9 protein-coding genes are annotated in these 16073 nt (G+C 39.9%); 5 read left to right on the forward strand and 4 right to left on the reverse strand.

The window, feature by feature from the left end:
• Positions 1 to 38: 38 nt before the first annotated feature.
• The 3 genes from acs to ACFIK7_RS01715 all read right to left on the reverse strand — a co-directional run bounded on the left by acs (position 39) and on the right by ACFIK7_RS01715 (position 4582).
• A complete protein-coding gene (acs, locus tag ACFIK7_RS01705; protein ID WP_375662813.1) occupies positions 39 to 1982 on the reverse strand; it encodes an acetate--CoA ligase in 1944 nt (647 codons plus the stop codon).
• A gap of 530 nt (positions 1983 to 2512) precedes the next feature.
• Positions 2513 to 2683 carry a hypothetical protein gene (locus ACFIK7_RS01710; RefSeq protein WP_273790522.1) on the reverse strand — a complete coding sequence of 57 codons (171 nt, stop codon included), beginning with the start codon at positions 2681 to 2683 and terminating at the stop codon, positions 2513 to 2515.
• Positions 2684 to 3892: 1209 nt separating this feature from the next.
• Entirely contained in the window at positions 3893 to 4582 is a 690-nt protein-coding gene (locus ACFIK7_RS01715) for a YggS family pyridoxal phosphate-dependent enzyme (RefSeq protein ID WP_273790520.1), read from the reverse strand.
• Between the two features lie 165 nt (positions 4583 to 4747).
• Between ACFIK7_RS01715 and leuS the strand changes: the two genes are divergently transcribed.
• On the forward strand, positions 4748 to 7390 hold the full coding sequence (leuS, locus tag ACFIK7_RS01720) for a leucine--tRNA ligase (RefSeq protein ID WP_375662856.1): 2643 nt from the start codon (positions 4748 to 4750) through the stop codon (positions 7388 to 7390).
• Positions 7377 to 7985: an LPS assembly lipoprotein LptE gene (gene lptE / locus ACFIK7_RS01725; RefSeq protein WP_375659908.1), complete on the forward strand. Its 609-nt coding sequence runs from the start codon at positions 7377 to 7379 to the stop codon at positions 7983 to 7985. The genes leuS and lptE overlap by 14 nt, the downstream gene beginning before the upstream one ends.
• Here the strand turns inward: lptE and fsa are convergent.
• Positions 7982 to 8635 carry a fructose-6-phosphate aldolase gene (gene fsa, locus ACFIK7_RS01730; protein ID WP_273790517.1) on the reverse strand — a complete coding sequence of 218 codons (654 nt, stop codon included), beginning with the start codon at positions 8633 to 8635 and terminating at the stop codon, positions 7982 to 7984. The genes lptE and fsa overlap by 4 nt on opposite strands.
• 1151 nt (positions 8636 to 9786) lie before the next feature.
• Here fsa and ACFIK7_RS01735 point away from each other — a divergent pair.
• The 3 genes from ACFIK7_RS01735 (at position 9787) to atpA (ending at position 16068) form a co-directional block, all read left to right on the forward strand.
• Positions 9787 to 11982, forward strand: a complete 2196-nt coding sequence (locus ACFIK7_RS01735; RefSeq protein WP_375662814.1) for a primosomal protein N' — start codon at positions 9787 to 9789, stop codon at positions 11980 to 11982.
• Positions 11983 to 13951: 1969 nt separating this feature from the next.
• Positions 13952 to 14533, forward strand: coding sequence for an ATP synthase F1 subunit delta (gene atpH, locus ACFIK7_RS01740; protein WP_273790514.1), 582 nt, complete (start codon positions 13952 to 13954; stop codon positions 14531 to 14533).
• Positions 14533 to 16068: a F0F1 ATP synthase subunit alpha gene (gene atpA / locus ACFIK7_RS01745; protein ID WP_273790513.1), complete on the forward strand. Its 1536-nt coding sequence runs from the start codon at positions 14533 to 14535 to the stop codon at positions 16066 to 16068. Before atpH ends, atpA begins: the two co-directional genes overlap by 1 nt.
• Positions 16069 to 16073: the final 5 nt, after the last annotated feature.

A 16073-nucleotide genomic window follows, 5' to 3' on the forward strand; every position in this document is an offset into this window, starting at 1 on the left:
AAACAAAAACCACCGTATGTTGTATTGCGTCGTGTTTTTTAGTTTTGTCGGTTGGCAATCAGATCTTCAACAACTTGTGGTTCGGCAAGGGTTGAAATATCTCCGAGAGTATCAAAATCGTTTTCAGCGATTTTTCGTAAAATACGTCTCATAATTTTCCCTGATCGTGTTTTGGGAAGCTGCGGAGCAAACTGAATTTTATCCAATATGGCAATAGAGCCTATTTCTTGTCTCACATGCTTGATAAGGTCTTTTTGCAATTCTTCACTTGGCGCTGTTCCTTCCATGAGAGTCACAAAACTATAAATTCCTTGTCCTTTAATGGGATGCGGGTAACCCACAATAGCTGCTTCTGATACAGCGGGATGAGAAACAAGAGCTGATTCAATTTCAGCAGTTCCTAACCTGTGCCCCGAGACATTGAGAATGTCATCAACTCGTCCTGTGATCCAATAATAACCGTCGCTATCGCGCCTACAGCTATCGCCTGAAAAATATTTTCCTTTATAGGAGGAAAAATAAGTTTGAATAAAGCGTTCATGATCCTTATAAAGTGTGCGCATTTGTCCGGGCCATGAATCACTGATACAAAGATTGCCTTCTGCTTCACCTTCTAAAACATTGCCTTGGGCATCAACAATTTGGGGTTGAACACCAAAAAAAGGACGTGTGGCCGATCCTGCTTTGAGGGGTGTTGCACCGGGCAAGGGCGTGATCATATGCCCTCCTGTTTCCGTTTGCCACCATGTATCGAGAATCGGACAACGGTCATTTCCAACTGTATGATAAAACCATTCCCATGCTTCTGGATTAATCGGTTCTCCTACCGTGCCTAAGAGACGCAACGATGTTCTGTTTGAGTGTTCAACAAACGAATTTCCTGCTCCCATTAAGGCGCGGATAGCTGTTGGTGCTGTATAGAGCGTATTGACTTGGTGTTTGTCGACAATTTCCCAGAATCTGCCTTTGTCAGGAAAGGTTGGTGTGCCTTCAAACATTAAAGTGGTCGCACCATTGCATAAAGGTCCATAAACCAAGTAGGAATGACCGGTAATCCACCCAATATCAGCTGTGCACCAGTAAACTTCATTGGGGTGGTAATCAAAAACATATTGGTGAGTCATCGAGGCGAAAACAAGATAGCCCGCTGTGGTATGCAAAACACCTTTGGGTTTGCCGGTGGAGCCTGAAGTATAAAGAATAAAAAGTGGATCTTCAGCATTCATTGGTTCTGGTGGACAAGCTGTTTTGGCATGAGCTATCTCTTCGTGGTACCAAAAATCACGCCCCTCTACCCATTGAATGGGTCCACAAGTTCGCCGTATAACCATGACTTGGTCCACATGCACGTTTTGGCGCGCTGCTATCTCAATAGCATGATCAACATTGTCTTTTAAGTTGATCCGTTTGCTGCCACGCAAGCCTTGATCAGCGGTAATAATGAAGGTTGATTCACAATCGACAAGGCGTCCTGCTATTGCCTCAGCAGAAAAGCCAGCAAAAATAACCGAATGAATAGCACCAATGCGAGCACAAGCAAGCATGGCATAGGCTGCTTCGGGAATCATAGGAAGATAAATGGTTACTTTATCGCCTTTCTTAATGCCACGACTTTTCAAAAGATTAGCAAAACGACAAACATGTTCATAAAGCTCGTTATAGGTTATTTTTTTATCATGGTAAGGATTATCTCCTTCCCAAATGAGTGCGATTTTGTCTCCATGGGTTTTCAGGTGGCGATCAATGCAATTATAGGCAACATTTGTTATCCCATCTTCGTACCATTGAATGGAGACATCTCCGTTAAAAGAAGTGTTTTTTACTTTTGTAAAAGGTTTAAACCATTCAATGCGTTGACCATGTTTTGCCCAGAAGCTTTCTGGATCATCGATGCTTTCTCGATACCACTGTTGATAAGTTTCCTCATCGAGTAAAGTATTTTTTTTGATCTCTTCTGATACTGGATAGATTTTTTCAGTCATGTTTCCCTCTTTTAATTTATTGTTTTGAAAATCTGCCTCTGTATTTTTGTATGGTTATATTTGTGGCAGAGTTTTCCCAAAAGCTTTTCATTGTGAGGTTAGACTAAATGACAAAGATTAGAATAGTCAATTTTTAAATCTGATGTGATGATATTAAAGAGGGTATTCTATGTTTTTAGGATACTCAAATATAGCAAAACCTATTGCGGTATAGAGCTTTTTATAAACACACTAAGACATTTTAAAAATGTCTATTATAAAATATTTCTCAAAATTTGATATAAACCAATATAGTTAAATAAAAGACTAACAAGAAAGAATATTGAGCTTATTAATAATGATTTTTTTAGAGAATCTTTCCAACTATAATAAATAAACTTATAATAAAAAAGATATATTAAACCAAAAAAAAATGTTGCTATAAGCGTTTCAATAATTTTAGAGATAAGATCTGTCATCACGCAATCCAAATTATAATATAATTACAAATTATTAACTTCAGAGATATCTTTATAGTTGCTCTCTAAAAATTAGAACCAACACTCATGAACTTTCTGTACGAACCTTAAACCAAAACCTCCGAAGAAACCAGTCGTGGCACCAGTAAGTCCACCCATAAGTGCACCTGGACCAGTTGCAGCTCCCAATGCTGCTCCGGTTATCCCTCCTGCAACTGCATAGTCAAAACCTTGTGCATTCATGTGAGAAAGAAAAGCATTAGGACTGCATGCATTTCCATGAGTAGGTCTTGAATTGTGCGAATGACCAAAAGAAGGCTTTGTCGCTATATGACCGAATGTGCTGCATGAACCAAAAATATTAATTCTCCTTAATTATCTACATTAAAAGTAGTATCATAATGATACATTTCAAATGGCTATCATGTATTTTTAGAAAAATGTCAAAGATAAACTTTAAAAATAACAATAAAAACACTGTATGAATAATATATATATTATGTATATATGAAACTTCTTCTTAAGAAGATAATAATATTATTTGAAATATTTTAAAATATAAGAAATATCCCCTGTTTTTCCTTAATTAAAGTTTAAAATCAGAAAAATTGCGCATATGAAAAGTTGAAGTTTTTCTCTTTGTTTACGAGATCGACAAAGGAATAATGATAAAGAAATATCGTTATTGAAATCGGTCTCATTGCCATTGTTTTGTGTGTATGTGTTATGCCTACATGCGTGGGATTCGTTCTTTTATTTTTCAAGCAGATATTGACTGTATTTACGCTTTGTAGAGCATAGAAAGGCTCTATACTATCGTTGGACCTTATAGATTGCTATCATGTTGTTTAGTGCGGTTCTTGGTGCTCTATTGAGCATTTAAGATGTTTATTTTGCTCAAGTGACTTACATGAAAGAGTTTTGTTACTGTATTATGTAACCATAAGCCTCTTTTTGTCTGCTTTATGCCATTGGCATGTGGGGAAATTGTTTACGCGTGTTGGAGAAGTTAAGAGAATTCATGATTTTCAATGGAAATCATTGCGATGATCTTATTCAATATTCTTTTGTAATTATTTATTTCGCGACAGTTTTTTCATTCATGCTCAACGCCATTTTTACCATTTTGCCTTTATATAAGGATTTATTTTTTATGTTGCTTTTGCTGGAGAGGCGTTCAGAGGGGAGTAAAGTAGAGCCAATATGCGAGAATATGAGAGCCAAATTGCAATGCTATCTTGAAGCTATTGTACGTGTTGTGGATGTGCCGGTGAGAAATTTGAGAAGACCAGCTTTTTTGCTTATTTTGCTAACAGGATGAAAGAGGGACTGGAATCTTTTTGGCTAGAATTGCTCTTTTATTGATATTGAAGGAAATATTTTTCTCATTTCTGCTGTTTTTGGCTTGTTCGTAGAATTTTCAATGGGAATTTATATGAAGGGGAAATTGCTTTACACAGGGCGTTTTCCAAATAAAGCAGAGCCAATGCGAAGGACGTTAGAGCCAAACTGTAGAGCGGTTTTGAAGTCACTGGACATGCCCATGGAAAGCTTTGGAAGACCTGCTTGTTTTGCTAATTTTGCTAACAGTGCGAAATAGGGTCCGGGGTTTTCATCGACAGGGGGAATGCCCATAAGTCCGATGATATCAAGTCCATAGTTGTTTTTGCATTGGTTGACAAAAGATGTAGCTTCTTGTGGTGCGATACCACTTTTTTGCGGTTCTAAGCCAATGTTAACCTGAACATAGCAAGGAAGATGCCTTTTTTGTTTTTCCATTTCTTCAGCTAAGCTTTTGGCTATTTTTTCACGGTCAACCGTTTGAATAACATCAAAAAGTTTGATCGCCTCTGCTGTTTTATTTGATTGTAGGGGACCGATGAGATGAAGTTTAATATTTTCAAATTGTTGACGTAAAGCAGGCCATTTTTGTGCTGCTTCTTGTACGCGGTTTTCTGCAAACAAAGATTGGCCTGCTTGCAAAAGGGGTCGTATATCAATAGCAGAAACAGTTTTTGAAACAGCGATAAGTTCAATTTCTTCTACAGGGCGTTGTAGCTCTTGGCATATTGCTGCAATGTCTTTTTGAAGGTTTTGCCATGCTTCAACGGAAGGGGCATCGAGGGGCGTTTGTGTATTCATATTTTTGTGCTTTACCTTTTTTGTTCAAGAGTTGGTCGTTTTTTTAAAAGTTTTATAAAATACTTAGGGAAATATTTCACGAAAATGTTGACGATGAGGTTAATCCATGGTCAAGCATAATAAAACAAGTTTTTGGTTCTGTTTTATTAAAAGAGTATAATGGGAATGACAATTGGACATTATAATATAGGCGAACGCTATAATCCACGTGCGAGAGAAAAAAAATGGCAAGAAATTTGGGATGAAAAGAAAATTTTTCAGACTCTTCAAGAAGATGCTCGTGAAAAATATTATGTTTTAGAAATGTTTCCTTATCCTTCTGGCCGTATTCACATGGGGCATGTGCGCAATTATGCCATGGGGGATGTGGTGGCACGCTATAAAAGGGCAAAGGGTTTTAATGTGCTTCATCCCATGGGGTGGGATGCTTTTGGTATGCCAGCTGAAAATGCTGCTCTGCAAAGTAAAGTGCATCCTAAAACTTGGACCTATCAAAATATTGCGGTCATGCGCGGGCAATTAAAACAATTAGGACTCTCACTCGATTGGGCGCGTGAATTTGCAACTTGTGATGTGGAATATTACCACCGCCAACAAATGTTGTTCCTTGATTTCTATCAAAAGGGGTTGGTAGCACGTAAAGTGGCTAAGGTGAATTGGGACCCTGTTGATCATACTGTTTTGGCCAATGAACAGGTTGTTGATGGGCGGGGATGGCGTTCTGGTGCGTTGGTGGAACAACGTGAGTTGACGCAGTGGTTTTTCAAAATTAGCGACTTTAGTGAAGATCTCTTGGCAGGGCTTGAAGAGCTGAACCAATGGCCGGAAAAAGTTCGCACCATGCAAAAAAACTGGATTGGAAAATCACAAGGTTTGCTGATTCGTTGGGCCTTAAAGTCGGCGGGTGATGCTGATGATGTTTGTGAGAAATTTGATGAGGTTGTTTGTTATTCAACGCGTCCTGATACACTGTTTGGCGCTTCCTTTTTGGCTCTGTCTGTTGATCATCCTATTGCACAAGCTTTGGCAAAAAAAGACAAAGCGTTGAGTGCTTTTATTGAAAATTGTCGGTGTGGTGGAACGACAACAGCAGCACTTGAAACAGCTGAAAAACAAGGGTTTCTCACGCCCCTTTTGGCTGTTCATCCTTTCGATTCAACAGTACATATTCCCGTTTATATCGCGAATTTTGTGCTTATGGACTATGGAACAGGGGTTGTTTTTGGTTGTCCAGCTCATGATCAGAGAGATTTCGATTTTGCGCGTAAATATGATCTTCCAATAAAACCCGTGGTTTTTCCAAAAGGAGAGCAAGCAGAAGATTTTGTTATTACTGAAACACCTTATACGGGTGATGGGGTGATGATCAATTCCAGTTTTTTGGATGGTTTAACACCCCAACAAGCTTTTGAAGAAGCTGCTAAAAAGCTTGAAAAACAAATGCTCAATGGGCAACCGCAAGGGAAGAAAACAGTGCAATTTCGTTTGCGTGATTGGGGGATTTCACGTCAACGTTATTGGGGGTGTCCCATTCCGATGATCCATTGTACAACTTGTGGGGTTGTTCCTGTTCCACGTGCCAATTTACCGGTTGTGTTGCCTGATGATGTTACTTTTGATCAACCAGGAAATCCTCTTGCACGACATGAAAGGTGGCAGAATGTTACTTGTCCTTCCTGTGGTCAACCTGCCAAACGCGAAACCGATACCATGGACACATTTGTTGACTCTTCTTGGTATTATGCACGCTTTACGGCTCCTTTTGCGCAGGGACCTGTTGACAAACAAGCAACAGCTGAATGGTTGCCTGTGCAACAATATATTGGTGGAATTGAGCATGCCATTTTGCATCTTCTTTATGCGCGCTTTTTTATGCGTGCTATGAAATTGGTCGGTCATGTGACGGTAGATGAGCCTTTTAAGGGGCTTTTTACCCAAGGGATGGTGGTGCATGAAACCTATCGGGATGATCAAGGGTGGGTTTCTCCAGCAGAAATTTCGATTGTTGAAAAAGATGGAAAGCGGTGTGCTTATAAATTAACCGATCAAAGTGAAGTGACGATTGGTTTGATTGAGAAAATGTCAAAATCAAAAAAGAATGTCGTTGATCCTGATGATATTATTGCATCTTATGGCGCTGATACTGTGCGTTGGTTTGTGTTGTCAGATTCTCCTCCCGAGCGGGATGTCATTTGGACAGAATCTGGTGTTGAAGGTGCACATCGCTTTGTACAGCGTGTTTGGCGCCATGTGGCTGTGAGTGCTTCTATTTTAAAGGATGTGGCGCCTTGTGCAGGGCATCAGGGGGCGGCTTTGGAACTCTCAAAGGTCGCACATCGCACGCTTTGCGCTGTAGAAGATGATTTGGAAAAATTCGCTTTTAATCGGGCTATTGCACGCCTTTATGAATTCTTGAATATTATGGCACCGTTGTTAAATAGGATAGAAAGTGTTGACGATGAAATGAAAGCTTCTTTACGTCAAGCTATGGATTTTTTTCTTGCCATGATTGCACCCATGATGCCCCATTTAGCAGAAGAATGTCATGCTGCTTTAGGAGGAAAAACTTTAATGTCTGCGCTTGCTTGGCCTGTTTATGACAGCGCGTTAACCGTTGCGGAATGCTATACTTTGCCAGTACAAATTAATGGTAAAAAACGCGGTGAGGTGAGCGTTGCAGCAACTGCTGATGAGGTGATGATTAAAGAAGCGGTTTTGGCGTTAGATTTTGTAAAGGCGCAACTGGTTGAAAAGCCTGTGAAAAAAATCATTGTTGTTCCACAAAGGATTGTGAATGTCGTTTTTTAGAAGTTCTATTCTTGTCATTTTAGCTGGTGTATTCACACTGTTGTGTGGATGCAAAGTTGAACCGCTTTACCGTCAAGAGTTGCAGAGTGCAATGACAATGGATTCTGCTTCTTATGGGAATCCTGCTTCTGGACACCCTTCTGGACAAGCTTCTTTGGGGTTAGCGCAAAAGCTTGCTTCTATTGTTGTAGAAGAACCTTCGGATCGTTTTGGCCAAATGGTGCGCAATCATCTGCTTTTTCTTTTGTATGGAAATGGTGCTAAACCTTCTCTACCTGCTTATAAATTGGCATTACAGATATCCGTCTTTACAAGAGAATCTATGCAGATAGAGGTTGATTTCGAGAAAAAGAGAAAGGGACGACCTTCTGTTGGAACTGTTATGAGCAGAGCTTCTTATACTTTGCAGGATATGAAAAATACTCTTGTTGCAAAAGGAACAGCAATGATGAATGCATCTTTTGAGCAACTTCGTCAAGAATATGCAACGCTGCAAGCAGAAGAAGATGCAAAAAAACGTGTTGCGGAAGAGTTGGCTGAACAGATCTTTTTGTTACTTTCAAAAGATCTTTCCAATAAAATTTCTAGACATTAAGCAATATTTTGTCCTGTTTTTTTCCAGTCGTCGAGGAATATTTGCAACCCTTTGTCGGTGAGAGGATGTTTGACTAGTGCTTTTAAGATTGCTGGTGGAACTGTTGCAACGTCAGCACCGCTTAGTGCTGCTTCTTTGACATGATTAACGGTGCGGATTGAAGCGGCCAAGATTTGTGTTTCAAAGTTATAGTTATCATAAATTGTGCGAATTTCATGAAGCAGTTCACTTCCATCATTTCCACAATCATCAAGTCTACCAATAAAAGGTGAAACGAATGTTGCGCCTGCTTTGGCGGCTAATAAGGCTTGATTGGCAGAAAAACAAAGTGTGAGATTTGTTTTTAGTCCTGCTGCTGTGAGAGCTTTACAGGCTTTTAATCCATCGAGTGTTAAAGGAAGCTTGATACAAATATTGTCGGCAACCTTTGCTAAAACAGCTGCTTCTTTCATGATGCTTTCAAATTCCGTTGCTGCAACTTCAGCAGAAACAGGTCCGCTAACGAGAGCACAAATTTCTTTTGTAACATCAAGAATATTGCGTCCTGATTTTAGGATAAGAGAGGGATTGGTGGTAACACCATCAACAAGGCTTAAATTCTGTAACTCTTGAATTTCTTCAATATTGGCGCTATCCACAAAAAATTTCATCTCTAACCTCTTTTTTTTAGCTTTATCCTATTTTTTGTTATGCGCTATTGTTGACTGCAAAAGCAAGAGAAAGAATTAATATCTGTGTAAAGAACAAGAATGCTATGGTGTTAATCATGTATCCGTTTTCGGTAAAGAAATATGATTTATCGTTTCCACACCCATTTCATAGTGTTGCTCGTGATAAGGCATAGAATTCATTGCGTACCAACATTTTTGCGTATTGGCATCTTTGCGTAGCGGTGTTTTTATATTTATGGAAATAAGCTAGCATTATCAAACACTTTGCTCATTTCCTATTTGCGATTGCTCTTGATATTTGAGAGTGCATCATAAGATACCTTCCTTTTTTAGGGGGTATGTTTAACTTTGTTTTTGATGAAAGCGGATGGATTTATTTTGTCGTAAAACACTGTTGAAGAACGCCTGTAAAATTTTACGCATGAAGGGTTTTTTTATGGTCAATTACATTGATTTATTCTGTTTTCCCCATTCTTCAAAAATACGCTTTTGTGCTGCTTGTATTGTTGCTTGATTTTCAATCAAGCTGAAAAATGTATACACGTGTTTTCACTTTTTGGCACAAAGCCAAGGTGAATATTGTAACGGCTCCATTTGCAATATTATTCTCCTTATAATTAAAATCATGGGATACTTTTTCATCAATAAGGATTTACAAATGTTCCTCGATGGGTTTGAAATGAAAAAAATCATCGTATGGAGGGTTTTTATTACAATAGGTAAAATAATGATTATGTCTTTATAAATCAGTTTGTTGAAGATAAATTGAGATATGAGGCGGTAAAAAAATAAACGTGTGCGTTGGGAAGAGGTCATACTATGGGATCGCCTTGTTGAAGGATGCACTTAACCGATAGCATGTTGAATGCTTAATAGTGATGCGTTTTATTTACACAGAAGAATAGTGCTGTTTTTTTTGCTATAGAGTTTTTTGTTATAGACGATGAGATTGGTTCTTTATATTGGCACTTTGGTGAGGGAATGCGTGTTAAAAAGAATTTTTGTTAGAAAAGTGTTGTGATCGGGGGGGATTGAATCCTGCAATGAATTTTATAAGAGTGTTTAAAGATAAGGTGTAGACTTGTTGATGCTCAATAGGTCGTAGATTGGTTTACAAGATGAATTCAAGCATGATAGAGGAAAAGATTGTATCCGTATTGGTTCCTCTTCCTGTTGCTCACGCTTATAGTTATAAAGTTCCATCTTCTATGGAGGTGAACGTTGGTTCCTTTGTTCGGGTTCCGTTGATGGGGCGTGAGCTTTGCGGTTTTGTTGTAGATGTTGGAGAGCAGACAGCCGATGGGCACAAGTCTGCTTCGGTGGCGCGTGAAAAATTACGCTTTCTGCTTCATGTTTTTGATTGCCCCCCATTAAAAGCAGAAATGATCACATTTTTGCGTTTTGTTAGTCGCTATACAATGGCACCTTTTGGTCTTGTCGCACGATTGGTTTTGTCGGTACCGGCTGCTTTAGAGCCGGAAGCGCAGATGCTGGGTTTGCGATATTGTGGTGGAAATGTAGAACGTCTCACACCAGCGCGGTCACGGGTTTTGGAATTGGTGCGTAATGAGAAGATATGGACACGTTCTGGTCTGGCACATGCGGCTGGAACTTCGGTTTCTGTTGTTGAAGGTTTAAAAGCGCTAGGAATTTTTGAAGATGTTAAGGTTCCTGCTCCTGATCTTGTGGCAATGCCTGATCCTGATTTTTGTCTCCCTCAGTTGCAGGGAGCGCAAAGTGAAGCAGCAACATTATTGCGGGAAGGTGTTTTATCTTCTCAGTTTCAAGTTTTTTTGCTTGATGGTGTTACGGGTTCAGGAAAGACAGAGGTTTATTTTGAAGCGGTTTCTCAAGCCTTTAAAGAGGGCAAGCAGGTTTTAATTTTATTGCCGGAAATTGCTTTAACACAGCAGTTTTTAGATCGTTTTTATGCACGTTTTGGCGCTGCGGCAGCAGAATGGCATTCTGATTTGACGCCACGTCGTAGAGAACGCGTCTGGCGACAAGTTGCAGAAGGGCGGGTGCGTGTCGTTGCGGGGGCTCGTTCGGCGCTTTTTCTTCCCTTTCATGAGCTTGGCTTGATTGTTGTCGATGAAGAGCACGATAGCGCTTATAAACAAGAAGAGCGCATTTTTTATCATGCGCGTGATATGGCTGTTGCACGGGGCTCTTTTGAGCATTTTCCTGTTATTTTATCTTCAGCCACACCGTCGATTGAAAGCCAAGCCAATGTTTTAAAAGGGCGTTATCAAAAGGTGCATTTACCTTCCCGTTTTAAAGAAGCTGCACTTCCACAGTTGCGGGTGGTTGATATGCGCCAAGGAGGGGTGCAAAAGGGGCGCTTTATTTCCTTTGCTCTTGAAAGGGCTTTAAAACAAACGCTTGATAAGGGCGAACAAGCTCTTCTTTTTCTTAATCGTCGTGGTTATGCACCTTTAACTTTATGCCGAATTTGCGGACATCGTTTTCATTGTACCGATTGTTCAAGTTGGTTGGTCGAACATCGTGCGCAAGGGCAACTGAAATGTCATCATTGTGGATATCATGAACCACTTCCTCAAGCCTGTCCTGAATGTGGGACATTAGATCATCTCGTGGCTTGTGGACCGGGTGTGGAAAGAATTGCCGAAGAAACACAAATGCTTTTTCCTCAAGCGCGATCATTGATCCTTTCAACAGATCTCAAAGGAGGGATTGGGAAGTTGCGAAGCGAATTACAAGCCATTGCAAATGGCGATGTGGACATTATTATTGGAACACAGTTAGTCGCTAAAGGACATCATTTTCCCAAGCTCTCTCTGGTTGGTGTTATTGATGCTGATCTTGGTCTTGCCAATGGCGATTTACGCGCAAGTGAACGTACCTATCAGCTGCTTTCTCAAGTTACCGGAAGAGCAGGGCGTGTGGGATTGAAAAGTTTAGGATTATTGCAAACTTATCAACCAGATCATCCGGTTATCAAAGCCTTACTTGCATGCCAGCCAGAAGATTTTTACACACGTGAGATTGCAGCGCGTCAGCATTATCATTTGCCCCCCTATGGGCGGCTTGCCTCTTTGATTATCTCTGCACAACAGCGCCAAGCAGCAGAACATTATGCGCGCGCATTGCGTCAGGCAGCGCCACGGGAAAAAAATATCTCGGTTATGGGACCAGCAGAAGCGCCTTTGGCTTTGGTTCGGGGGCGTTATCGTTTTCGGCTTTTGCTGCAAGGACAGCGTTCTTTTGATATACAAGGGTTTATACGTGCAATGCTTAGCGGTACACCCAAAATGCCCAGTTCCGTTCGGGTTCAAATTGATATTGATCCGCAAAGTTTTTTCTAAAACCAGTATCGCATAAAGTGAAGGTCTCTTTGCTTAAGGTGCTTTACTTGAACTCTTATATTATTCAGAATAAGCATCCAGGCAGCAAAATATGATACATGTACATTGCATTAAGTAGAGCTACGGGAAAAAATATCTTTGTTATAGAACCAGCAGAAGCGCCTCTCTTCTTCGAGGGCACTATCATTTCGGCTTTTACTCCTTTTTTGTATGAGGGACAGTATTCTTTTGATAGGCGGATTCTTTTTATAAGGGCTTAAAATGCTTAGCTGTACACCCAAAATGCCCAGTTCCGTTCGCGTTCAAATTGATATTGATCTATGCTTTTTCTAAATCAGTGCAATATAGTGCCATATAAAGTGACGCTATGTGGGCTTAATGAGGGACGTGTTTTTGATATTATTTGACCTTAAAGCCTTATGAAGCAGCGTTCATAAGATGTATCAGCGCTGTACGAGTCGTACCTGCGTTTGTATGCTAGATTAGGGCGAGAATATTGCATATATCTATTTTATTTATCTTTGACGAGAACACGGACTCATTTTGGAGCGTGAAGGTCAAAATGAGCATTCATCGTTGTCATCCTTATTCATTCGGCTCTAGAATTTTCAAAAGCATCCATAATAATAATTTTTATAAATAATAAATATTGATTTATAGTGATAATATGCCGTTATTCATATTATAGTCTCAACTATCGTAGGATTCTCTTATTTAAAATCTATTTATATTGATCAATCAAAACCATTCGTTTGCATGTTACAGATGGGGGAGCCTGTGTCGCGTAAAACTATACAAGAGAGGACCAAAATACCTAATCATCTCAAGAATTAAGGGCTGTCGTAAAATTGGGAGATGGCAAAGTGTGTGATGGTGCCGGCTTGTTCTTTCATAAGTGTAAAGATGGGGCTGCTCAATGGGGTTACCATTATAGCATTCATAGGCGTTGTCGTGAAATGGAGATTATCCATTGTTTCATGCTTTTATTACTTTCGTTCTCTAATGGGGGCACATTTTTCATGTAAAGCAGAACGCCCAAAGCGGAATATTACAGAACATCTATTGTATTACTACATTCATATGCTTGTTTAAGCAAATGTTTCTCAGCATACTCGAATTCATTTTATGATGTTTTTCGAGTGTAGAATATCAAAGCTTTCATGAATGAAAAAACCACGTTAAGGCTCCCCATCTTTATTTCATTAAGGTATAAAATGGCGCCATTTATTATTTAGCTTTGAGTATTACGAAAACTCTTAGTACTTGAGAGCGTTTATAAGAGGTGTTGTTTTCTTTAATCATTTCCTTTTTTGTTTGTGATGAAGCAAGGGAGTGATTTTGATAAAAAAATTTGAAAAGAGAGAATCTTTCGATATTTGAAGCTCATCCGGTATGAAAAATGATATATTATCATTATAAATCAATGTGTTGTATATTAAAAGAGTGTGCTTACAAGAAAATATTACTTGGTAAAATTTTTTAAAAGGAGTGGGTGTTTGAAGAAAAAAGATCAATTTTTTCTTTAATTTTTAGGAGGATATTCATTGTTTTTTCTTTCTTATCAGTTTGAAATAATAGACTTTTTCAGTCGCCGTCGTCTTTCGTTAAAGGTTTTGTGGTGATAAAGGGAATGTTTTGTTATGGTGACAAGAGCGTTTGGTGACAAGAGCGTTTGAAGAAAAATCAAAGAGAGTGAAAAAATCGCTCAGAGAATGTCAAAAAGAGGCATAAAAAAACTGTGATGCCATCCTGTATATCTAAAAAAATGCTTTTCAAAAATATTTTGAATATTTTATTAAAATTTTTAAAAAGCAGCGATTTGTGGTGTTGCGAGTCGGCTATGTCTATGCTAGAAACCAAGTGATTTTTGTTCTAGGTTTTAAGAAGAAGATTCTTAAGATTGAGAATGTCTGTTTCATTTCATCTGATAACTATCAGAGAGTCGCTCAAGGGAAAGAGGCGGTATTTCGTGTCGGATTCATTTTCTCTCATACCGCTGCCGTTGGTAGATCAACGCTATGCGCAAGCGCTTTTTGATTGCGTTCAAGAAGCCGGAAACGTCGAAAAGGTTGAAAAGGCAGTAGAGGATCTTTTGCTTGTTTTGGAGAATAAGGATTTAAAATTCTTTGTGCTCAGTCCATTCTTTTCAGTTAAAGAGCAAATTAAGGTGATGCAATCTGTTTGTGCAAACATCAAATTTGCTGATAAAAACGCAGGGCAGGTCATTGGTAATTTTTTACGCGTTATTGTAATAAACCGTAGGCTTAGTGCCGTATTTGGTATTTTACATGCTTTCCAGCGTTGTGTTGCACGCGCTCGTAGGCAGGTTACTGCGCAAATTGTTTCTGCGCGCCCCTTAAGTTCTCAACAAAGACAAGAGTTGTGTGAGGCTTTGGAAGGTGTTGTTGGAGGAAAAGTCTTGCTGCACATCATTGTGGATCCAACAATTCTTGGTGGATTAATCGTTCGTGTGGGGTCGTCTCAAATTGATACGTCTCTTCTCACAAAATTGTCTTCGCTTAAGCTTGCATTGAAAAAAGAGGTCAGCTGATGGATATTAGACCATCTGAAATTTCAAAAATTCTAAAAGAGCAAATCAAAAACTTTGACCAAAAGGCTGAGGTTTCAGAAATTGGTTGGGTTCTCTCTGTGGGAGATGGTATTGCTCGCGTTTATGGTTTGGATAATGTCCAAGCAGGGGAAATGGTCGCCTTTCCAAACGGTGTGCGCGGTATGGCACTCAATTTGGAAGTTGATAATGTTGGTGTGGTCATTTTTGGCTCAGATCGTGATATTCGTGAAGGTGATTGTGTAAAGCGGTTAGGCGCTATCGTCGATGTTCCTGTGGGCCCCGCTTTGCTTGGGCGTGTGGTTGATGCGTTGGGAAACCCTATAGATGGTAAGGGGCCCATTAAAGCAACAGAGCGTCGTCGTGTCGATGTTAAGGCTCCTGGAATTATTCCGCGTCAGTCTGTCCATGAACCGATGTCGACCGGATTGAAAGCGATTGACGCACTCATCCCTATTGGACGGGGGCAGCGTGAATTGGTGATTGGTGATCGCCAAACAGGAAAAACAGCAATTTTGCTCGATACATTTTTAAACCAAAAACCTTTTCATGAAAAAGGGGCTGGACGAGAGCAAGATAAAGTTTATTGTATTTATGTGGCTATCGGTCAAAAACGTTCGACGGTGGCACAATTCGTTAAAGTTTTAGAAGAACGTGGAGCGCTGGAATATTCTATTATTGTTGCAGCGACCGCTTCTGATCCAGCACCACTGCAATTTATTGCACCTCTTGCTGGATGTGCTATGGGTGAGTATTTCCGTGATAATGGGCAACATGCTTTGATCGGTTATGATGACTTGTCAAAACAGGCGGTAGCGTATCGTCAAATGTCTCTTTTATTGCGTCGTCCTCCAGGTCGTGAAGCTTATCCGGGAGATGTTTTCTATCTGCATTCGCGTCTTTTAGAGCGGGCTGCAAAGTTGAATGCGGAAAATGGATCTGGGTCGTTGACAGCTTTGCCAGTTATTGAAACGCAAGCAAATGATGTTTCTGCCTATATTCCTACAAATGTGATTTCGATTACTGATGGACAAATTTTTCTAGAGACTAATTTGTTTTATCAAGGAATTCGTCCTGCTGTAAATGTTGGTCTTTCTGTATCGCGTGTTGGTTCTGCCGCACAAATTAAGGCGATGAAGCAAGTTGCTGGCTCGATTAAAGGTGAATTGGCGCAATATCGTGAAATGGCAGCTTTTGCGCAGTTTGGCTCTGATTTGGATGCGTCAACCCAGCGTTTGTTAAATCGGGGTGCGCGCTTGACAGAGTTGTTGAAGCAGCCACAATTTTCTCCACTCAAAACAGAAGAACAGGTGGTGGTTATTTTCGCGGGTGTGAATGGCTATCTTGATGCTTTGGCGGTTTCTGATGTTGCGCGGTTTGAGCAGGGACTTTTGGTGCTTTTGCGTAGTGATTATCAAGATCTCTTAAAGGCAATTGCTGAGCAAAAGCAAATAACAGATGAGCTGAAAGATAAGTTGATAACTGTTCTTGATACTTATGCGAAAAATTTCTCGTGATGAAT

Origin of the sequence: Bartonella sp. CL266QHHD (assembly GCF_042195355.1) — a bacterium.
Classification (GTDB): Bacteria; Pseudomonadota; Alphaproteobacteria; order Rhizobiales; family Rhizobiaceae; genus Bartonella.